The organism is Microbacterium sp. NPDC089189 (genome assembly GCF_040685095.1).
Taxonomy (GTDB): Bacteria; Actinomycetota; Actinomycetes; order Actinomycetales; family Microbacteriaceae; genus Microbacterium.
Map to the genome: position 1 here is coordinate 32,144 of NZ_JBFBHG010000023.1, position 19,663 is coordinate 51,806.

General features: G+C 71.8%; 22 protein-coding genes. 4 read left to right on the plus strand and 18 right to left on the minus strand.

Annotated elements, in window-relative coordinates:
* Positions 1–208 precede the first annotated feature (208 nt).
* The 12 genes from AB0N73_RS13130 to AB0N73_RS13185 form a co-directional block, all read right to left on the minus strand.
* Positions 209–877, minus strand: a complete 669-nt coding sequence (locus tag AB0N73_RS13130) for a DNA-3-methyladenine glycosylase (RefSeq protein WP_363564152.1) — start codon at positions 875–877, stop codon at positions 209–211.
* On the minus strand, positions 874–2,304 hold the full coding sequence (locus AB0N73_RS13135; protein WP_363564154.1) for a hypothetical protein: 1,431 nt from the start codon (positions 2,302–2,304) through the stop codon (positions 874–876). Before AB0N73_RS13135 ends, AB0N73_RS13130 begins: the two co-directional genes overlap by 4 nt.
* A complete protein-coding gene (locus AB0N73_RS13140) occupies positions 2,294–3,151 on the minus strand; it encodes a DUF1980 domain-containing protein (RefSeq protein ID WP_363564156.1) in 858 nt (285 codons plus the stop codon). The genes AB0N73_RS13135 and AB0N73_RS13140 overlap by 11 nt, the downstream gene beginning before the upstream one ends.
* Entirely contained in the window at positions 3,144–4,082 is a 939-nt protein-coding gene (locus AB0N73_RS13145) for a permease (protein WP_363564200.1), read from the minus strand. The genes AB0N73_RS13140 and AB0N73_RS13145 overlap by 8 nt, the downstream gene beginning before the upstream one ends.
* A 73-nt stretch (positions 4,083–4,155) precedes the next feature.
* Positions 4,156–4,575: a transcriptional repressor gene (locus AB0N73_RS13150; protein WP_363564158.1), complete on the minus strand. Its 420-nt coding sequence runs from the start codon at positions 4,573–4,575 to the stop codon at positions 4,156–4,158.
* A gap of 614 nt (positions 4,576–5,189) precedes the next feature.
* A complete protein-coding gene (locus AB0N73_RS13155) occupies positions 5,190–6,050 on the minus strand; it encodes a metal ABC transporter permease (RefSeq protein ID WP_363564160.1) in 861 nt (286 codons plus the stop codon).
* Positions 6,047–6,865: an ATP-binding cassette domain-containing protein gene (locus AB0N73_RS13160; protein WP_363564162.1), complete on the minus strand. Its 819-nt coding sequence runs from the start codon at positions 6,863–6,865 to the stop codon at positions 6,047–6,049. Before AB0N73_RS13160 ends, AB0N73_RS13155 begins: the two co-directional genes overlap by 4 nt.
* Positions 6,862–7,884 carry a zinc ABC transporter substrate-binding protein gene (locus AB0N73_RS13165; protein WP_363564164.1) on the minus strand — a complete coding sequence of 341 codons (1,023 nt, stop codon included), beginning with the start codon at positions 7,882–7,884 and terminating at the stop codon, positions 6,862–6,864. The genes AB0N73_RS13160 and AB0N73_RS13165 overlap by 4 nt, the downstream gene beginning before the upstream one ends.
* A 59-nt stretch (positions 7,885–7,943) precedes the next feature.
* On the minus strand, positions 7,944–9,326 hold the full coding sequence (locus tag AB0N73_RS13170; protein WP_363564166.1) for a dihydrolipoamide acetyltransferase family protein: 1,383 nt from the start codon (positions 9,324–9,326) through the stop codon (positions 7,944–7,946).
* 38 nt (positions 9,327–9,364) lie between these two features.
* Positions 9,365–10,348, minus strand: a complete 984-nt coding sequence (locus AB0N73_RS13175) for an alpha-ketoacid dehydrogenase subunit beta (RefSeq protein ID WP_363564168.1) — start codon at positions 10,346–10,348, stop codon at positions 9,365–9,367.
* A complete protein-coding gene (locus AB0N73_RS13180; RefSeq protein ID WP_363564170.1) occupies positions 10,345–11,505 on the minus strand; it encodes a thiamine pyrophosphate-dependent dehydrogenase E1 component subunit alpha in 1,161 nt (386 codons plus the stop codon). The genes AB0N73_RS13175 and AB0N73_RS13180 overlap by 4 nt, the downstream gene beginning before the upstream one ends.
* 10 nt (positions 11,506–11,515) lie before the next feature.
* Entirely contained in the window at positions 11,516–12,613 is a 1,098-nt protein-coding gene (locus tag AB0N73_RS13185; RefSeq protein WP_363564172.1) for a histidinol-phosphate transaminase, read from the minus strand.
* Positions 12,614–12,664: 51 nt separating this feature from the next.
* Between AB0N73_RS13185 and AB0N73_RS13190 the strand changes: the two genes are divergently transcribed.
* Entirely contained in the window at positions 12,665–13,057 is a 393-nt protein-coding gene (locus AB0N73_RS13190; protein ID WP_363564174.1) for a phage holin family protein, read from the plus strand.
* Here AB0N73_RS13190 and AB0N73_RS13195 read toward each other — a convergent pair.
* Complete coding sequence (locus AB0N73_RS13195) at positions 13,029–14,372, minus strand: hypothetical protein (RefSeq protein ID WP_363564176.1); 1,344 nt, start codon at positions 14,370–14,372, stop codon at positions 13,029–13,031. The genes AB0N73_RS13190 and AB0N73_RS13195 overlap by 29 nt on opposite strands.
* Positions 14,369–14,662, minus strand: coding sequence for a hypothetical protein (locus AB0N73_RS13200; RefSeq protein ID WP_363564178.1), 294 nt, complete (start codon positions 14,660–14,662; stop codon positions 14,369–14,371). Before AB0N73_RS13200 ends, AB0N73_RS13195 begins: the two co-directional genes overlap by 4 nt.
* A gap of 115 nt (positions 14,663–14,777) precedes the next feature.
* Between AB0N73_RS13200 and AB0N73_RS13205 the strand changes: the two genes are divergently transcribed.
* Positions 14,778–15,281, plus strand: a complete 504-nt coding sequence (locus tag AB0N73_RS13205) for a low molecular weight protein-tyrosine-phosphatase (protein WP_363564180.1) — start codon at positions 14,778–14,780, stop codon at positions 15,279–15,281.
* A 32-nt stretch (positions 15,282–15,313) separates the two neighbouring features.
* Entirely contained in the window at positions 15,314–16,693 is a 1,380-nt protein-coding gene (gene purB, locus AB0N73_RS13210) for an adenylosuccinate lyase (RefSeq protein WP_363564182.1), read from the plus strand.
* Positions 16,694–16,860: 167 nt separating this feature from the next.
* Here purB and AB0N73_RS13215 read toward each other — a convergent pair whose 3' ends face one another.
* From AB0N73_RS13215 to AB0N73_RS13225, 3 genes are all read right to left on the minus strand, one after another.
* Positions 16,861–17,232, minus strand: coding sequence for an amino acid transporter (locus tag AB0N73_RS13215; protein WP_363564184.1), 372 nt, complete (start codon positions 17,230–17,232; stop codon positions 16,861–16,863).
* Positions 17,229–17,867, minus strand: a complete 639-nt coding sequence (locus AB0N73_RS13220) for an acyl-CoA synthetase (protein ID WP_363564186.1) — start codon at positions 17,865–17,867, stop codon at positions 17,229–17,231. The genes AB0N73_RS13215 and AB0N73_RS13220 overlap by 4 nt, the downstream gene beginning before the upstream one ends.
* 95 nt (positions 17,868–17,962) lie before the next feature.
* Entirely contained in the window at positions 17,963–18,229 is a 267-nt protein-coding gene (locus tag AB0N73_RS13225) for a hypothetical protein (RefSeq protein ID WP_363564188.1), read from the minus strand.
* Positions 18,230–18,334: 105 nt separating this feature from the next.
* Between AB0N73_RS13225 and AB0N73_RS13230 the strand changes: the two genes are divergently transcribed.
* On the plus strand, positions 18,335–19,147 hold the full coding sequence (locus AB0N73_RS13230; protein WP_363564190.1) for a shikimate 5-dehydrogenase: 813 nt from the start codon (positions 18,335–18,337) through the stop codon (positions 19,145–19,147).
* 9 nt (positions 19,148–19,156) lie between these two features.
* Here AB0N73_RS13230 and AB0N73_RS13235 read toward each other — a convergent pair.
* On the minus strand, positions 19,157–19,663 hold a 507-nt coding region (locus AB0N73_RS13235), incomplete at its 5' end, for a carbohydrate ABC transporter permease (RefSeq protein WP_363564192.1).

The following is a 19,663-nucleotide window of genomic DNA, read 5'->3' on the forward strand; positions in this document are numbered from 1 at the left end:
TGATGTCTCCTTCTGTACCGTGAGGCCGGACGGCCTCACCCAAGATCCCTTGTCTGCGCCCAGCTCTCCACAGGTCGTTTCCGACCGGGAAGAAGAGGGAGGGTGCGAACCGCACGCTGGAGTGCACGCGGACAAGGAATCATCCTAGCACGCACCGGCGTGTCGCCTTGCGTCGCGCGTCGGCGAGGGGATGCGGCCCCACCGCGGATCAGGCCGTGGCGGCGCCCCGGCCCCACCGGAACGGCGAGACCGTCGGGTCGTCGGCGATCCAGAAGCGCCAGGGGAAGGCAGCGGTGCCGGCGATCCCCGCCACGCCCACCCGCGGACCGGAGGCGTAGTCGGCGGGTGGTTCCGCGGCCAGCAGCAGCCGCGCCGACGCCCCGGCGTGGCGGGCGCCCGTGATCGCATCCAGCCCGTCGTGGTGCGGATAGCGCAGGCCCGACGCGTCACCGAGCCGACCGGGACCGCGGGCCAGGTCGCGGTCGGTGCGCACCACACCCCGCTCCTCACGGCGGCGCCGCGCCGCATCCGCCCCCGCGATCACCTCGGCACCGCGCAGCAGCACTCCCCCGGCGGTGCCCTCGGGCCCGCACACGACGTTGACGCACGAGTGGATGCCGTGGCTCAGATAGACGTACAGGTGCCCCGGCTCGCCCCACATCGTGGCGTTGCGGGCCGTCGGCCCCATCCGTGCGTGCGAGCCCGGGTCGGGCACGGATCCCGTGCCGCGCCCGTGGTACGCCTCGACCTCGGTGATGCGCAGGGAGACCCGCTCGCCGGCCACCGTGGTCTCCAGAACGGCGTCGAGCAGCCTCGGCGCGACGGCGAGCGGCAGATCCGCCAGGTCGCGGCGGGTGGCGGGGATGCGGTCGGTCACCGCAGCGGCACCTGGCACCACGAGATGTCGAACGCGTCCAGGCTCGGCAGCTCGGCGGCGTCCTCGAGGTCGATGATGTGGGTCTCGACGCGCTGCGGCAGCGGCATCGCGTAGGAGGTGTCGTAGGCGTTGGTCGCCGCATCCGGCTGCACGAGGACCGCGACGTAGCGGCCGGACGGCGACACGCACGTCTGCAGCAGCGCCGAACGCCCCGAGACCGAGAACACCGGCGTCGCCGCGCCGTCGACGCCCACCCGGTAGAGCGTCGTGCTGCCGGTGCCGTCGGTGCCCGCGGCGACCGTGAACTGGCGGAGGGTGTCGGTGCCGATGAGCGGGATGATGCCGCCGAGGAATCCCTCGGCTCCTGTCGCGCTCACGAGGGGCACCTCGCTGCCGTCCGTCAGGTCCACCTCGTACAGACCGTCGGCGCGGAGGATCGTCGCGGTGGTCGAGCCGCGGGCGATGCCCTCGATCTGGGCCGCCGAGCCGAGGTCGACGGGGTCGCTGCCACCGGCCGCGGTCAGCTGCAGGCGGCCCTCGAAGGTGAGGAGCAGCAGGCTGTCGGTGCCGGGCACGAACCGCCACTGCGCGACGCTCACCGGCTCGCCCGCCACATCCACGCGGGTGGGCGGGGCCTCCGCATCCGACGCCCGCAGCGACGCGAGGTACAGCACGCTCGCGCGCGCCCCCGGCGCGGTCATGTCGGGATCCGTGTAGGTGTAGCCGATGCTTTCGCCGCGGTCGGCGGTCTGCAGGTCCTGCACCGCTCCCGGTCCGGGCAGCGGCAGCGCGCGTTCGCCCTCGCCCGCCAGGTCGGTGACGATCAGCTGCGGGGCACCGCTGTCGTCCTGCACCGACATCACGAGGTGCGCGTTGGTGGCGCGGAAGTCCTCGATGTGCGGATGCGTGTAGACGGGCACCGCGTTCTCGCCGTCGAGCCCGGTGCGGAAGACGGTGTCGTCGGCGCCGTCGGCACCGCGCTGCAGCACGTAGACCTCGAGCGGCGGCGTGCGGAAGGTCTGGGTCAGCGTGCCGGTCGCGTCCGAGCCGAGGCCCGCCACATCCGACACGGTGACGGTGTACTCGGTGTCGTCGCGCAGCGGAAGGGCGAAGCGCAGCCCGACGCTGCGACCGGACGTCTCGACCGTCACGTCGGCGGCGGGCTCCACTGTGACCTGCGACGGGTCGACCTCGGCGAGCGTCTGACTGGTGGTGAGGATGAGGCGCGACCCGGCCACCGACACCGCGGCGTCCGGGTCGAACTGCACGTCGGTGACACGGGGTCCCTGCAGGGCTCCGACGGCGCCGAGTCCCGCGCCGACCACCGCCAGCACGCCGATGACCGCGAGCAGCGCCCAGACGAAGGCGCGGCCGCGTCGGCGACGCGTCTGATCGCGGCGCGAGCGGGGGCGCCGCTCAGTACTCATAGGGATCGCTCGGTTCGTCGATCGGGGTCACCTCGTCGGCGACGATCGAGAGCTCACCGGTGGCGGAGCTGCGCACCGTGCCGCTGACCGTCACCCACTGCCCCTGCGCGGGCACGGCGCGGTCGGCGGTGATCTCGAGGCTCGCGGGCTGCGCGTCGATCACGCAGTGCGTGATGATCAGGCGCGTCAGGTCGAAACCGGCGGATGCGTCGCCCCCGACGAAGCCGGTGAGGGTCACCGTGTCGCCGTCGAAGGCCTCGGGGTTGGTGGCCGTCGCGAAGACCGCGGCCCAGTCGCCGACACCGAAGCTCGAGGTGTCGCCGGTTGCCGCGAGCGTCACGGAGTCGGCGCCCGAGAACAACGGCGGGGCCCCCACATCCCGCGAGGCGGCGAGCTCGGCCGACAGCGATGCCGGCGGCAGGACGAGCATCGTGAGCACCACACCGGACGCCAGCACTCCGCCGGTGAGCACCGCCACCCGTCCCACCGCCACGGTGGCGGGGCGGTGTCGGGGCGCGGCCGAGGGATGCGGGGCGTCGCCGTGATCGCCGTCGTGCGCGTGGCCCGCGGCGTCGTGGTGGCGCTCGTGGTCGTGGTGCTCGTGGTCGTCGTGAGCCACGTCGCCGTGGTCGTGGCCGTGATCGGCTTCGGCTCCGAGCGGCACGAGGAAGCTCAGCACTGCTCCCACGACGACGACGACCGACATCCCGATCGCGAACCAGGCGCCGTCGGGGTTGATGTACAGACCGATGCGTCCGGTGACGGCGAGGACGAGGGTGATGACGGCGACGACGGCCGCCAGGCCCACGCCCAGCCACCGGGATCCGATCCACCGTGCCTCACGCAAGAAGGTTCACCGCCGTTCCCAGGGCGAACGAGAAGAGCAGCACGATCGAGACGATCCCGACCAGCGCCCGGGTCGAGAAGGTGGTGCGCAGCAGGGCGATCATCTTGACGTCGACGAGCGGCCCGGTCACGAGGAAGGCGACGAGCGAGCCCGGCGTGAACGTGGAGGCGAACGACAGCGCGAAGAACGCGTCGATGTTGGAGCAGATCGACACGACGATCGCGAGCATCATCATCGCGACGATCGAGAGCACCGGATTCGAGCCGATCGCGAGCAGGGCGTCGCGCGGCACGAGCACCTGCACCGCACCGGCCAGGGCCGAGCCGAGCACGAGCGCGGGCATCACGGCGCGCAGCTCCACGATGAACTGGGCCAGGCTCCGGCGTCCGCGGCCGCCGGGCTCGGCGATCACGAGGGCGCAGGTCTCGCGGAAGCGATCGGTGAGCAGAGCATCCGGCGAGGGGTGACGGCTGTAGATCCACCCGATGAGGTTCGCCACGGCGTAGCCGCCGATCAGGCGGGCGACGAGGATGCCGTCGCTGAACCCGAACGCCTGGTGCGTCGTGATGATGACGATCGGGTTCACGATGGGCGCCGCGATCAAGAAGGTCATGGTCTCGGACACGCTGAAGCCGCGCATCAGCAGTCCGCGCGCGAACGGCACGTTGCCGCACTCGCAGACCGGCACGATCATGCCGAGCAGCGAGAGCACGGCCCGTCGCGCCCACGCGCGCCGCGGCATCCACCGTTCGATGAAGCCCGCCGGCACCCAGACCTGGACGAGGATCGACAGCACCACGCCGAGCGCCACGAACGGCAGCGACTCGATGAGCACGCTGAGGGCGAGCGTCACGCCGTCCTGGAGGCGGGTGGGCACGTCGCCCGGCAGCGCGGCCGGAGCGAGCACGTCGATGAGGACGAGCGCGAGCAGAAGCCCCACGCCGACCAGGAGCGCGACGGATGAGCGGGAGCCGCCGGAGCGGACCGGGGCCGACGCCCTCTGCTCAGATCTTGTCGTCGCCACGTTCCGCGGCCCGCGCCGCCGCGCAGGAGCTGCACAGACCGAAGATGTCGACGATGTGCTCGGCCTCGGAGAACCCGTGCGCCGCGGCGGTGCGCTTGGCCCACTGCTCGACCTCGGAGGCCTCGATCTCGACCGCCAGGCCGCAGTTGCGACAGATGAGGTGGTGGTGGTGCCCGGACGACGCGCACGCGCGGTACAGGTTCTCGCCTTCGGGGCTCTGCAGCGAGTCCGCTCCGCCGCCGGCGGCGAGTCCCGCCAGGGCTCGGTACACCGTCGCGAGCCCGATACCGGTGTTCTCGTCGCGGAGGCGTGCGTGCAGCGCCTGGGCGCTCACGAAACCCTGCGCGTCGGACAGGGCCTCGCGCACGCGCTCGCGCTGCCATGTGTTGCGCTGGACCATGGCCCGGAGTCTACCGGCGCTCACTGGCAGGTGGCCGGGCGCCCCACATCCATGTGCTGGATGCGGGTGTGGTGCTCCGCGGCCCGTGCGCCCCGCATCCGCTGCACAACGGCGGACCGCAGGACCGACACGCCGCATCCCCAGGCCCGGGCCCGGGGTGTCGGCCGACAGATCCGCCGTTGTGCCGGGGATGCGGCGACTACCGCCCAACCGCCGGTCACCGCCAGACCCACCCCATCCCCCGCCCCGGTTCCACAGCCTGCACAACGGCGGACCGCAGGACCGACACGCCGCATCCCCAGGCCCGGGCCCGGGGTGTCGGCCGACAGATCCGCCGTTGTGCACGGAAACGGGGTTGTGCGCGGGATGGGGCCGTACGCGGGATGGGGCTGCCAGCGCCCAACCGCCGGTCACCGCCAGACCCGCCCCATCCCCCGCCCCGATCCCACAGCCGGCACAACGGCGGACCGCAGGACCGACACGCCGCACCCCCAGCCCCCGGCCCCGGGGTGTCGACCGACAGATCCGCCGTTGTGCACCGAGACGGCGGCACGGCACCGAGGAGGCAGCACCGACAAGGCAGCACCGACAAGGCAGCCCGCCCCCGGGGCGGGTCAGGCGGCGCGGGTGATGCGGTCGCGACGGGCGCCGATGAGACGGCAGACCAGGTAGATGAGGAAGGAGATCGTGGTGATGTAGGGGCTCACGGGCAGGGTGCCCGCGATGGCCAGCAGGATGCCGCCGACGGCCGAGACCACGCCGAACAGTGCGGCGAGGAGCGGGACCGCGACCGGGCCGGTCGACACCCGCATGGCGGCGGCGGCGGGGGTCACGAGCAGGGCCATGACCAGCAGGGCGCCGATGATGTGCACGGCGACGGCCACGACGAGTCCGAGCAGCAGCATGAAGATGAGCGACACCCAGGCCGTGGGCACCCCGCGCGCCGCGGCGGACTGCGGATCGAGCGAGTCGAAGCGCAGCGGGCGCCAGATGAGCAGCAGGCCGACCAGCACGACCGCCGAGATCCCCGCGAGCACCCCGAGCTGACCGCTCTGCACCGACACGATCTGACCGGTCAGCAGGCTGAACCGGTTGGCGCTGCGCCCGCTGTAGAGCGAGAGGAACAGGATGCCGAGACCCAGGCCGAACGGCATGAGCACACCGATGATCGAGTTGCGGTCGCGCGCGCGGGCGCCGAGCCATCCGATGAGGGCGGCCGCGATGACCGAGCCCACGATCGAGCCGGTGACCACGTCGAAGCCGAGGAGGAGGGCCGCTGCGGCACCGGCGAACGAGAGCTCGCTGATGCCGTGCACGGCGAAGGCCATGTCGCGCTGCATCACGAAGACGCCGATGAGGCCGCCGACGATCCCCAGCAGGGCTCCCGCCCACACCGAGTTCTGCACCAGGGCGAGGATCGCGCCGTACTGCGCGGCTCCGCCGAAGAGCGCGTTGCCGATGTCGTCCCAGTTCATGCGTGGGCCTCGTCGTCGTGATGGTGGTGCGCCGCATCCGCGTCGGGAGCGCCGACCACGACGAGTCGCCCGCCCGCGCGCAGCACGTGCACCGGGGCGCCGTACAGATCGCTCAGGACGCGCGAGTCCAGCACCTCGTCGGGCGTGCCCAGCATGAACGTGCCGCCCGCGATGTAGAGGATGCGGTCGACCGCATCGAGCACCGGGTTGATGTCGTGGGTGACCAGCAGCACACCGGCGCCGCTCTCGCGACGATGACGGTCGATGAGACCGACGACGGCCTGCTGGTTGGCGAGGTCGAGGCTCGTGAGCGGCTCGTCGCACAGCAGCAGTCGAGGGTCGTCGGCGAGTGCCTGGCCGACGCGCAGGCGCTGCTGCTCGCCGCCCGAGAGCAATCCCACGGGACGATCGGCGAAGGCCTCGGCGCCGACGGCGGCGAGCAGGGCGTCCACCCGCTCGCGATCGCCGCGACGCGGGAGGGGGAAGCCGAAGCGGTGCCCGTCGACACCGAGGGAGATGAGGTCGCGTCCGCGCATGGACGTGTCGCGCGGCAGAGGTCGCTGCTGCGGGATGTATCCGATGCGCCGGTTGCCCGCCCGCGTGACCGGTGCGCCGAGCGCGGTGATCGAGCCGGAGCTCAGCCGGTCGAGGCCGAGGATCGCGCGCAGCAGCGTCGTCTTGCCCGCGCCGCTGGGGCCGAGGACCGCGATGAGCTCGCCCGGCGCCACCGTCAGATCGAGGCCGCTCCACAGCTCGCGTCCGCCGCGCTCCAGCGCGGCGGACGCGATGACGAGCGGGCTGTCGCCCGTCGTCACGCCCCGAGTGCCCCGGCGAGCTCCTCGATGTTCTGCTGCATCCACTGGATGTAAGTCTGACCCTCCGGAAGCGTTTCCGTGAACTCGAGCACCGGAAGACCCGCGGCGGTGGCCGCATCGATGACCTGCGTGGTCTCGGCTCCGCCGGTCTGGGCGTTCGCGATGACGACCTTCACATCGCCCGAACGCACGGCGTCGAGCGCCTCGAGCAGGGTGGCCGGCGGCACGTCCTGGCCCTCTTCGACGGCCTCGCTGAACTCGTCGGGTGTCGCGTTGGCGAGACCGGCGGCGGCGATCAGGTACCCGGGAACCGGCTCGGTCACGAAGACCTGCGCACCGGCGTGGGCTGCGTCGATCTCGGCGAGGCTGGCCTCGAGGCCGCCGATCTGCGTGATGAACGCGTCGGCGTTGGCGGCGAACGTGTCAGCCTCGGCGGGAACCAGCGTCGACAGTTCGTCGGCGATGGCCTCGGCCACGTGCTCGATCGTGTGCGGGTCGTACCAGACGTGCTCGTTGAAGCCCTCGACGTGGTCGTGATCGTGGTCGTGGTCATCCGCGTGCACGTCGTCGGCGTGCTCCTCTTCGGCGTGCGGCGTCTCTTCGAGCTCGTCGGTCGTGTGCTCGTCGGCCTCGGTGCCCGGCCAGCTGTGCGAGTACTCGGCGGCCACGATGACCGGCGCCTCGGAGCCGCTGCCCTCGATCAGGGAGTCCATGAACGAGTCGTACCCGCCCCCGTTCTCGATGATCAGGTCGGCGTTCTGCACGGTCAGCTGGTCGGCCGCGGTCGCCTCGTAGCCGTGGGGGTCCTGGGCACCGGACGAGATGATCGGCACGACCTCGACGGCGTCGCCGGCGATCTCCTGCGCGATCTGCCCGTAGACGTTGGTCGAGGTGACGACGGTGATCGTGGCGTCGTCGGATGCGGCGGGCGCGGCCGACGCGCTGGCGCAACCGGCGAGCGCGAGGACGGATGCGGCGCCGAGGGCGGGCAGAAGGAGAAGGCGGCGGGATGCGGGCATGCCGGAACTCTACGCCTACTGATAATCGTTATCAAACTCGACAGGCACCCGCCTGCGCATCACTCCACGAGCAGGGCGGGCTCCTCGAGCACGGCGGCGACATCCGCGATGAAGCGGCTCATGCCGTCGCCGTCGATCACGCGGTGGTCGAACGAGCCCGACACGGTCGTCACGAAGCGCGGACGCACCTCGCCGTCGACGACCCACGGCTTCTGGCGGATCGTGCCCATGGCCACGATGCCGGCCTCACCCGGGTTGATGATGGGCGTGCCCGCATCCATGCCGAAGACACCGATGTTGGTGATGGTGATGGTGCCCTGCTGCTGGTCGGCGACCGGTGTCTTGCCCTCGCGCGCGGTGAGCGTCAGCCGCTCGAGGGCCTTCGCGAGCTCGCGCATGCTGAGGTTCTGCGCGTCCTTGATGTTGGGCACGATGAGCCCGCGCGGCGTCGCCGCGGCGATGCCCAGGTTGACGAAGTGGTGCACGTTGATCTGCGCACCGCTGTCGCCGTCGATCCACGAGGCGTTGACCATGGGCGTGCGCCGGACGGCCCAGATCACGGCACGCGCCATGATCAGCAGCGGCGAGACCTTGACGTCGGCGTAGTCGGGCGAGGACTTGAGGCGCTTGACCAGCTCCATCGTGCGCGTCGCATCGACGTCGGTCCACACCGAGACGTGGGGGGCCGAGTAGGCGCTGCGCACCATCGATCCGGCCGTGGCCTTGCGCACACCGCGCACCGGGATCGACTCCTCGCGCGGATCGGTGGATGCGGCGGGGTCGGACGAGACGACGGGTTCGGCGGGATCGGCCACCGGAATGGTCTCCTCGCGCACGTCGGGCCACTCGGGCGTCTCGATGTTGCGGAACACGCTGGCCTGCGACGCGTGCTTCACGACGTCGTCGCGGGTGATCTCACCGGCGGCACCGGACGGCACCACCGCGGTGAGGTCGACGCCCAGGTCGCGGGCGAGCTTGCGGATGGGCGGCTTCGCCACGACACCGGCCGTGGATGCCGCGGGGGTGACGGCGGGCTTGCGCCGGCGCGACGACACCTGCCCGGCCGAGCCGTAGCCCACGAGCACCGACCCGCCACCCTCGTCGGCGGCGGGAGCGGCCGCCGGAGCTGCGGGAGCTGCGGGAGCGGCCGCGGCGGCCGCGGGCGCACCCGGGTCGCCGGGCGCCGGCACGGATGCCGCCTCGGCACCGCTGATCGTGATGATCGGGGATCCGACATCCACCGTCGCGCCCTCGGCCACCAGAACGTCGCCGACCACGCCGGCGAACGGCGAGGGGAGCTCGACGAGCGACTTGGCGGTCTCGATCTCGACGAGCACATCGTTGACGGCCACCGTCTGCCCGGGAGCGACGTGCCAGGACACGATCTCGGCTTCGGTCAAGCCCTCGCCCACATCGGGGAGGTGGAAGATCTGGTCGCTCATCGGGAGTTCCTTTCGGCGAACGGCGTCACCATGACGAGTCAGTACGCGAGGGCGCGGTCGACGGCCTCGAGGATGCGGTCGGCATCCGGCAGGAAGAGCCCCTCGAGCTTCGCGGGCGGGAAGGGCACGTCGAACCCGGAGACGCGGAGCACCGGCGCCTCGAGCGAGTAGAACGCGCGCTCGGTCACGGTCGCCGCGATCTCGGAGCCCACCGAGACGTGCCCCGGGGCCTCCTGCACGTAGACCATGCGGCCGGTGCGGCCGACCGAGTCGAGGATGGGGCCGTAGTCGACCGGCGACAGCGAACGGACGTCGACGACCTCGCAGCTCGTGCCCTCGGACTCGGCGAGCGCCGCGGCCTCGAGCAGGGTGCTGACGATCGCGCCGTGGCCGACCAGGGTCACGTCGGTGCCCCGGCGCACGATGCGGGAGGCGTGGAGCGCGGCACCGCGGGTGCGCAGATCGACCTCGCCCTTGTGCCAGTAGCGACTCTTGGGCTCGAGGAAGATCACGGGGTCGTCCGAGGCGATCGCGTCCTGGATCATCCAGTACGCGTCGTTCGGCGTCGAGGGGCTGACCACCCGCAGGCCCGGCGTGTGCGCGAAGTACGCCTCCGGGCTCTCCTGGTGGTGCTCGACGGCGCCGATGTGTCCGCCGTAGGGGATGCGGACGACCACCGGCATCCGCAGCGCGCCCTCGTGACGGTTGGTGAGCTTGGCGAGCTGCGTGGTGATCTGGTCGAAGGCGGGGAAGACGAAGCCGTCGAACTGGATCTCGCACACCGGACGGAACCCGCCCATCGCGAGACCGATCGCGGTGCCCAGGATGCCGGACTCGGCGAGAGGCGTGTCGATCACGCGCTGCGGCCCGAACTCGGCCTGCAGGCCCTCGGTGACGCGGAAGACGCCGCCGAGCGGCCCGATGTCCTCGCCCATGAGCAGCACCCGGTCGCTGTCGAGCATCGCCTGGCGAAGCCCCGCGTTCACGGCCTTGCTGAAGGGCATGGTGGTCAGATCGCTCATGCCTGCTCCTGCCCGAACGACTCCTCGTACTGCGCGAGCCAGCGACGCTGCTCGTCGATCAGCGGATGGGGCTCGCTGTACACGTTGTCGAACATCGTGTCGGCCGGGATCGTGCCGAGCGCGGTCGTGCGCACGCGCACGTCGTCGGCGAAGGCCGCGGCCTCCTCGTCGATCGAGGCGAAGAACGCATCGTCCGCCCCGCGCGAGCGGAGGTACGCCGACATCCGGGCGATCGGGTCGCGACCGGCCCACGCGCGCTCCTCGTCGGAGGTGCGGTACTTGGTCGGGTCGTCGCTCGTGGTGTGCGCGCCCATGCGGTAGGTCATGGCCTCGATCGCGCGGGGACCTTCGCCCTCGCGCGCCTCATCCAACGCCCGGCGGGTCACCGCGTAGCTGGCGAGCACGTCGTTGCCGTCGACCTGGACGCTGGGCATGCCGTAGCCGGCGCTGCGCAGGAACAGCGGCGCGCGCGACTGCGTGCTCACCGGCACCGAGATGGCCCAGTGGTTGTTCTGCAGGAAGAACACCTGCGGCGTGCGGTAGCTCGCCGCGAAGACCATGGCTTCGTGCACGTCGCCCTGGCTGGACGCGCCGTCGCCGTAGTAGACGATGACGGCTTCGTCGCGGTCGAGGTCGCCGGTGCCGAGCTTGCCGTCGAACACCAGGCCCATGCCGAGGCCCGTGGCGTGCAGGGTGTGCGACCCGAGCACGAGCGTGTAGACGTGCGTGTTGCCGTTCTTGGGGTCGAACGGGTCCCATCCGCCGTGCGTCAGACCGCGCATCAGACGCACGATGTCGACGGGATCGACCCCGCGGATCGTGCACACGACGTGCTCGCGGTACGACGGGAAGATGTGGTCCTGCGCGCGCGCCGCGCGGGCGGATCCGACCTGGGCCGCCTCCTGCCCCAGGCTCGGCGGCCAGAGCGCGAGCTGACCCTGGCGCTGCAGGTTCGTCGCCTGACGGTCGAAGGCCCGCACCACGACCATGTCGCGGTAGAAGGTCTCGAGATCGTCGTCGCGCAGAGCGGCGATGGCGTCCAGATAGGGCTCGGCGGCCGGGGTGGGGGCGAACGTTCCGTCCGCCGCGAGCACCCGCACCAGCCGCGGGTCATCGGGGTGGAACGCCGCAGAGGGCACCGTGTCGGGCGAGGTCACGGGATCTACGCTATCTCCTCGCCGAGTGGCCTTCTGGGAGGTCTGCGACAACGGATGCCGCGATCTGTAGCACCTTGTCGACAGATTCCTCCTCGCCGACCGAGATGCGCACGCCGTCTCCGGCGAACACGCGGACGATGAGTCCGGCCTCGTCGAAGGCGGGAGCGAGGGCCGCGGTCTCCGCGCCGAGCCCCAGCCAGACGAAGTTGCCCTGCGCCTCGGGGACGACCCATCCGCTCTCGCGCAGACCCGCCGCGATCCGGTCGCGGCGCTCGGCGATCACGCGCACCCGCGCGAGCAGCTCGTCTTCGGCGTCGAGGCTGGCCAGCGCCGCCTCCTCGGCCTGTGCGGTGACCGAGAGGGGGATGGCGGTCGCTCGCGCGGCATCCAGCACCCGGTGGTGGCCCACGCCGTACCCGATGCGCAGGCCCGCCAGGCCGTACGCCTTCGAGAAGGTGCGGAGGGCGACCACGTTGGGGCTGCGGATGCCGAGCTCGCGGAGCCCGTCGACCGCATCGGGGGCGGTGACGAACTCGGCGTACGCCTCGTCGAGGATGACGAGGACGTCGCGGGGAACGGCGGCGAGGAACGCGTCGAACTCCTCCTGGGTGACGACCGTGCCGGTGGGGTTGTTGGGGCTGCAGACGATGACCGCGCGGGTGCGGTCATCGATGGCCGCCGCCATCGCGGGGAGGTCGTGGCGACCGTCGGCGGTCAGCGGCACCTCGACGGGCTCGGCGCCGGCGACCACCACGAGGCTCGGGTAGGCCTCGAACGAGCGCCAGGCGTAGACGACACGGTCGCCCGGTCCCGCCACGGCCAGCAACAGCTGCGCGATGACCGAGACGCTGCCTGCCCCCACGTGCACATCGTCGGCGGTGACGCCGAAGCGCTCCGCCAGGCGCTCGCGCAGCCGGCCGGCGGTTGCGTCGGGGTAGCGGTTGAGCGCGTCCGCTCGCCGCAGCGCCTCGACAACGTGCGGCAGCGGGTCGAAGGGATTCTCGTTGCTCGACAGCTTGAACGCGTCGCCCGCGGCCTGCTTGCCCTGCCGGTAGGCGGGGAGGGCGGCGATCTCGGCGCGGACACGGACGGGAATGGAGTCGGTCACACAGCGAGTCTAGGAGGCGCGGATCGCGCGGCCCCGTGCCACACTTCACGCATGGGATTCCTCATCCGCGTCGTCGTGAACGCCTTCGCCATCTGGGTCGTGACGCTCATCCCGGCTCTGTCGGTGAGCGTGATCGCCTTCCCGCCCGGCGAGACCCTGCAGCTGGTCATCTCGCTGCTCGTGATCGCCGCGATCTTCGCCCTGGTCAACACGATCGTCGGCACGGTCGTGAAGGTGCTGACCTTCCCCATCTACATCCTCACGCTGGGCCTCTTCTCTCTCATCGTGAACGGGTTCCTGCTGTGGCTCACCAGCTGGATCACCGAGTTCTGGGCGTGGGGCCTGCGCGTCGAGGACTTCTGGTGGGGTGTGGTCGCCGCGCTGATCATCACGCTCATCAACTGGATCTTCGGCGTCATCCTGCGCCCGAAGCGGCGCGACTGACCCCGGTGGTCGCGGGCGTCGACGCCGGGAGGCGCGCGCCGTACTCGACCACCGAGACCAGCTGGGCATCGGCCAGCTGACCGAGTCTCGTCCTCACCGCCCCCATCCGGGGATCGCCCGAGGCGTCCATGCGCTCGGCGGTCTCGGCGTACTCGGAGAGGTGATGCGCGCCGAGCGACAGATCGCTCGCGGACGGCAACGGGTCGATCAGCCGCTCCGCGACGAGGCTGTCGGCGGCACCCACCTGCGCCGTGTGCCCGCCGCCCGCGAGCGCGGCCACCGGGTCGTCGAGGTGCCGCACCTCGACGCTCAGCGCGCCCGGCCCGGGATCGGCCGAGGTGGGAGAGCCGAACGTGCCGAGCACCTGCACGTCGTAGTCGCCGCTGGCGGCCAGCTGCCCCGCCAGCATGCCGCCCTGCGAGTGGCCGTAGAGCTGCACCGCGTCGCCGGGGGCCACCCCCGCCGCGGCGAGCGCGGCCTTGACGGTGGCGAGCGCGTCGGACTCGGTGCCGGTGTAGGCGTCGGCGTTGGACGGCATGTTCCACGGATCGTCGCCCGTGATCGAGCGTGTGCCCGAGATGTACACCGCGGCGACACGCTGTCCGCCCGCCGTGACGTACCACTCGATACGCACCCGGGCATCGCCCGACTGCGGGATCCGTGCCGCGGCATCGGCGAGGCTCCCGGGCGGTGCGCCCGTGGGCATCCCCGTGGTGGCGACGGGCGTCAGCACCCCCGGGGTGCCCGCCCCCGTGGGACGACTGCCGTACGGGATGCGGCCGGCGCCGCCCTCGCGCAGCGCCTGCAGCACGATGCCGAGCAGCAACGGCACCCCGGCGACGCCCGCGCCGACCAGCGCGGTGGCCGCCCACATCTGGCGCAGCACCTCGTTCGCGCCGCGGGCAAGGCCCTCGCGCGCGGCATCGGCGGCGGCCACGGCATCCGGGTACGCCCGCTCCAGCGCCAGGATGCGGCGTTCCGCCCGCGCCGCCGCGACCTCGTCCCCGCCCGCCTCGGCGAGCGCCGCCGTCGCCCGCAGTTCGACGAGCTCGTAGGTGGCGGACGCCGTCGACAGGTCGGCGCAGAGCGCGCGCGCCCGGTCGGCGAGATCGCTCACCGCGCGCGCGTCGACATCCGCGTCGAGCTGCCACATCGGGTACCCGAGGGGGCGGATGCGGGTGGCCGCAGCGTCCAGCGCGACCGCCGCGCGGGTCAGCCGCCGGGCGAGGTGCGCGAACGCCACCGCGGCCGCGTCGAGCGAGACGGTGTCGACGGCGATCGCGCCGCCGGACGAGAGCGAGAGCCCGTCGCTCATGTCGGCCCGCCGGTGGTTCCGGGGCGGGAGATGAGCTCGGTGCGCGCTCGCTCGATCCGATCCGTCAGCGCATCGAGCGCGGCGCACCGCTCGACGACGTCGGCGCACCAGTGGGCGCTCTGCACCCGGAACGCGTGCATCGCGGGCGACGACCACGCCGTCTCGGCGAGTGCGTCGTCGGCTCCGCGCTCCACCTCCTCCAGCAGTCGTCGGGCGGTCTGCACGTCGTCGGCGGCCGCCGCGAGGTCGGCGACGGCGTGGGCGCGGTCATAGGGCTCGAACTGCAGCATGCGCCCCATCCTCCGAGCCCCGCGCCCGCCCGTCCGCGCCTCCGCGCCCACCGTGGATGAGGCCGCGCGAGCATCCGGCTGTGCAGGAGAGGTCGACCGGCACCAGAATGAAGCCATGACCGCGTCCGCACCGTTCCGGGTGGTCTTCGTCTGCACCGGGAACATCTGCCGTTCGCCGATGGCCGAGGTCGTGTTCCGCTGGTTCGCCGAGTCGGTGGGGCTCGGCGACCGCATCGTGTCGACGAGCGCCGGCACCGGGGACTGGCACGTGGGCGAACCGGCCGATCCGCGCACGATCGAGGCGCTCCGCCGCCGCGGGTACGACGGCACCCGGCATCGCGCCCGCCAGTTCAGCGACACCGACTTCGACCGCAACGACCTGGTGATCGCGCTCGACCGCTCGCACGAGCGCAACCTCGGCGCGTGGGCGCGCTCCGACGCCGATTCCGACAAGGTGCTCCTGCTCGGCTCGTTCGATGCGCCGGAGGACGGCGGGGTCGACGTCCCCGACCCCTACTACGCCGGCACCGAGGCCTTCGACGAGGTGCTCGGTATGATCGAGAGCGCGTGCCGGGCGCTCTTCCGGCAACTCGAACCCGCCATCCGCTCCGCGGGATGACCCGCGAGGCGGACCGCTCTCGACGGAGAACCGTGTCGACCTTCCCCGCTCAGCCGCTCAGCCCCCTCGATGGTCGTTACCAGGCCGCCGTCTCGCCCCTCGGCGCGTTCCTCTCCGAGGCGGGCCTCAACCGCGCCCGCGTCGAGGTCGAGGTCGAGTGGCTCATCGCCCTCACCGACCGAGGCCTCTTCGACACGCAGGCGCTGAGCGAGACCGAGAAGCAGAGCCTGCGCGCGCTGTACCGCGACTTCGGCCAGGAGGAGATCGACTGGCTCGCCGCGCGCGAGGCGGTCACCCGCCACGACGTCAAGGCCGTCGAGTACCTCGTGCGCGACCGGCTCGACGCCCTGGGCCTCAGCCGCATCGCCGAGCTCACGCACTTCGCGTGCACGAGCGAGGACATCAACTCCGCCGCGTACGCCCTCACCGTCAAGCGCGCCGTCACCGAGGTATGGCTGCCGAAGGCGCGTCAGGTCGTCGAACGGCTGCGGGCTCTCTCGATCGAGGCGAAGGATGCGGCGATGCTCGCGCGCACGCACGGCCAGCCGGCGACGCCCACCACGATGGGCAAGGAGATCGCGGTCTTCGCCTGGCGTCTGGAGCGCGTGCTGCGCCAGCTCGACGACGCGGAGTACCTCGCGAAGTTCTCGGGCGCCACGGGCACCTGGTCGGCCCATCTCTCGGCCGATCCGGATGCCGACTGGGTCGAGATCTCCCGTGCGTTCGTCACGGGCCTGGGCCTGGGGTTCAACGAGCTGACCACGCAGATCGAGTCGCACGACTGGCAGGTCGAGCTCTACGACCGCGCCCGTCACGCCGGCGGCATCCTGCACAACCTGGCGACCGACATCTGGACGTACATCTCGCTCGGCTACTTCGCCCAGATCCCCGTCGCCGGCGCCACCGGGTCCTCGACCATGCCCCACAAGATCAACCCCATCCGCTTCGAGAACGCCGAGGCGAACCTCGAGATCGCCGGCGGGCTGTTCCAGACCCTCGCGTCGACGCTGGTCACCTCGCGCCTGCAGCGCGACCTAACGGACTCGACCACGCAGCGCAACATCGGGGTGGCGTTCGGCCACTCGCTGCTGGCGCTCGACAACCTGCTGCGGGGGCTCGGCGAGATCTCGCTGTCGCGGGACGTCCTGCTGGCCGACCTCGACACCAACTGGGAGGTCCTCGCCGAGGCGATCCAGACGGTCGTGCGCGCCGAGGTCGTGGCGGGTCGTTCGCAGATCACCGATCCCTACGCGCTGCTCAAGGAGCTGACCCGCGGTCGCCGGGTGGGTGCGCCCGAGCTCGCCGAGTTCGTGCGCGGGCTCGATATCGGCGACGCGGCCAAGGAGCGTCTGCTGGCGCTGACCCCGTCGAGCTACACCGGCTACGCCGAACGCCTCGTCACCGGGGGCTGACCCCCCGGGCTCCTTCCGACGCGTTTCTCGGAGTTCGGCGCGTTTCTCGGAGGATCGGCCCCGCATCCTCCGAGATCCGTGCGTTTCTCCGAGAAACGCGGGAGGCTCGCAGCTCACCGACCCGTCCGCGCTGCGGAGGGCGGACGGCGGCGTGCGCCGGCCGGTCGTCAGGGGGTGGGGGACGGCGGCGTCGGGCGGTCGTCGCCCTCCGCGGACGCATCGGATGCGTCGGACGCGCTCGGTGCCTGGCCGTCCGCGTCGTCCTTGGGCAGGAGGACGGGGCGATCGAGGGTCTTCGTGACGTCGGACGGATCGACGGCGAGGACCAGCAGCGCGATGATCACGAGCGTCGCAATGAACGTGATGCCCGCGACGATCGAGCCGACGACCAGCGCGTGGCCCGACTGACCGGGCGAACGGTTCTGGAAGAACCCCATCGAGATCAGCGTCACGACGCCGGCGAACAGCGCGGCGACGAACGCGAGGCCCAGCAACTGCACCGGCTTCATGAGGTCGCGACGGGTCGGCTTGTCGGTCACGCGGCATCCTTCCCGGGAGCGAGGGTTTCGCGCCGCGGCGAGAAACCGGCGATCGCGAGGTAGACACCCACGATGGCGGCGTAGGCGCCGAAGAGCCCGACGCCGATCGTGATGCCGGTGAGGGTGAACGTCCGACCGGCGTCCTCGATGTAGTACTCGAGCGGGGCGAATCCGGTCGGGAGCACGAGCCCGAGCGCCAGCACGACGCCGACGGCGCCGACGGTCAGCGCGTCACGCGCTTCGGAGCGCTCGGCGGATCCGCGTTCGCTGCCGCGCAGCGCGCGCAGTCCCGCGATGCCCTCGACCAGCCCGCTGACCAGGGCCCAGACGATGACGACCGAGAAGAACCCGGCGGGCGTGCGCCACGCGGGGACGCTGGCCGCCGCGCCGGCGGCGACGGCGAGCAGTCCGAGCAGGATCGGCAGCGCACGCTGCCCCCGCCCGAACACGAGCCACGCCGACAAGAAGAACACCAGGGCCGTGGCGGTGACGAATCCGCTGAACGCCGCGAGGCCCACCGACGCCGAGTGGTCCGGCGAGAACGTGATCATCACGGCGGCGATGATCGCGAACAGCGCGCGCGCCAATTGCAGGTGGCGCACCGTGAAGGTGCGCTCGCGGGTGCTTTCGGGCATGGCGGGGCTCGTCGAAGGGGGCGTGGCGGCGGGAAGGATGGCCCCAGTCTACGTCGTCGTCCCGCACCGGTCCGGCTCGTCGCCGTCGCGGAGGGTCAGGACGTGCCCTCGGCGATGGCGTCGTCCTGCAGGTCGTCGATGTCTTCCGAGCCGTCGTCCGACGCCGCGACGTCGTCGGTGGCCGCGGCCGCCTCCGCGGCGGAGTCGTCCGGCTGCTCCGGCGCCGCCCCGCCGTCCGGGCGCAGCTGACCGGCGGCGACGGCGGCCGAGGCCTTGACCTCGTCCGTGATCGACTCGGTGGGCGGTGCGCCGTCGGCGTGGGCGTCGTCGCTGTCGCGGGTGTGCGGGGTGTTCTCGCTCATGGGTCCTCCTGGGGGATGGGGTGGTGCTCCAGCCTGCGCGCACCCGACCCCGCCGCGCACCGGGTTGACACGGCGGCTCGGCCGCGGCGGGAAGAGAATGGGAGCGTGCCGATTCTCAACAAGGACATGACCCTGTGCATCTCGCTCGCGGCGCGGCCGTCGAACATCGGGACGCGCTTCCACAACTACCTCTACGACGAGCTGGGGCTGAACTTCGTCTACAAGGCGTTCACGACGACCGACATCGACGGTGCGATCGCGGGGGTGCGGGCCCTCGGCATCCGCGGGTGCTCGGTGTCGATGCCGTTCAAGGAGGCGGTCATCCCGCTGGTCGATGAGATCGAGCCCTCGGGGGCCGCGATCGACTCGGTGAACACGATCGTCAACGACGGCGGGCGTCTGATCGCGTCCAACACCGACTACGAGGCCGTCGCGGAGCTTCTGTCCGTCCACGCCGTGGACCCGGGTCTGCCCGTGCTCGTGCGCGGCTCGGGCGGCATGGCCAAGGCCGTCGTCGCCGCGTTCCACGGTGCCGGTTTCGCCGACGTGACGGTGCTCGCGCGCAACGAGGCGGCGGGCCGGAGCCTCGCAGAGCGCTACGGCTACCGCGCGGTGACCGAGGCGCCCGCGCCGGGCGACGCCGTGCTGGTCAACGTGACGCCGCTCGGGATGAACGGACCGGATGCCGACGCCCTCGCCTTCCCCGCCTCGCACATCGACGCCGCGCGCACGGTCTTCGACGTCGTCGCCTTCCCCGCCGAGACGCCCCTCATCGTCGCCGCGCGCGCCCGCGACATCCCCGTCATCACGGGCGCCGAGGTCATCGCCCTGCAGGCTGCCCGGCAGTTCAGCCGCTACACGGGCGTGACGCCGACGCCCGAGCAGGTCGCACGGGCGTCGGCGTTCTCGCGGGAGTGACCCCTCCGGTCAGCCCTTGAGGCCGGTCTGCGCCAGGCCCTCGACGAACTGCTTCTGCGCGAACACGAAGACGATCAGCACCGGCAACGCCGTCATCGTGGACGCCGCCATCTGCACGTTCCACATCTCTCCGCCGTAGGCGTCGGTGTAGCGGGTGAGCGCTTGCGGCAGCGTGAAGAGCTCGGGCGAGAGCAGATAGACCGTCGGCTCGAGGTACAGGTTCCACACGTGCAGGAACGTGAAGATCGCGACCGCGGCGAGCGCCGTCCGCGAGAGCGGCACCGCGATCCGCCACCAGATCGCCCATCGGCCGAGACCGTCGAGCCGGGCGGCCTCCTCGAGCTCGACCGGGAGCGTGAGGAAGAACTGCCGCATGATGAACGTCGCGAGCACGCTCGGCGCCCCGAAGGTGGTGACCAGCAGGATCGGCCAGTGCGTGTTCACGAGTCCCAGCGAGTTGAACATCTGGAACAGCGGGACGATCGTCACCTCGCTCGGGATGAGGAGCCAGCAGCT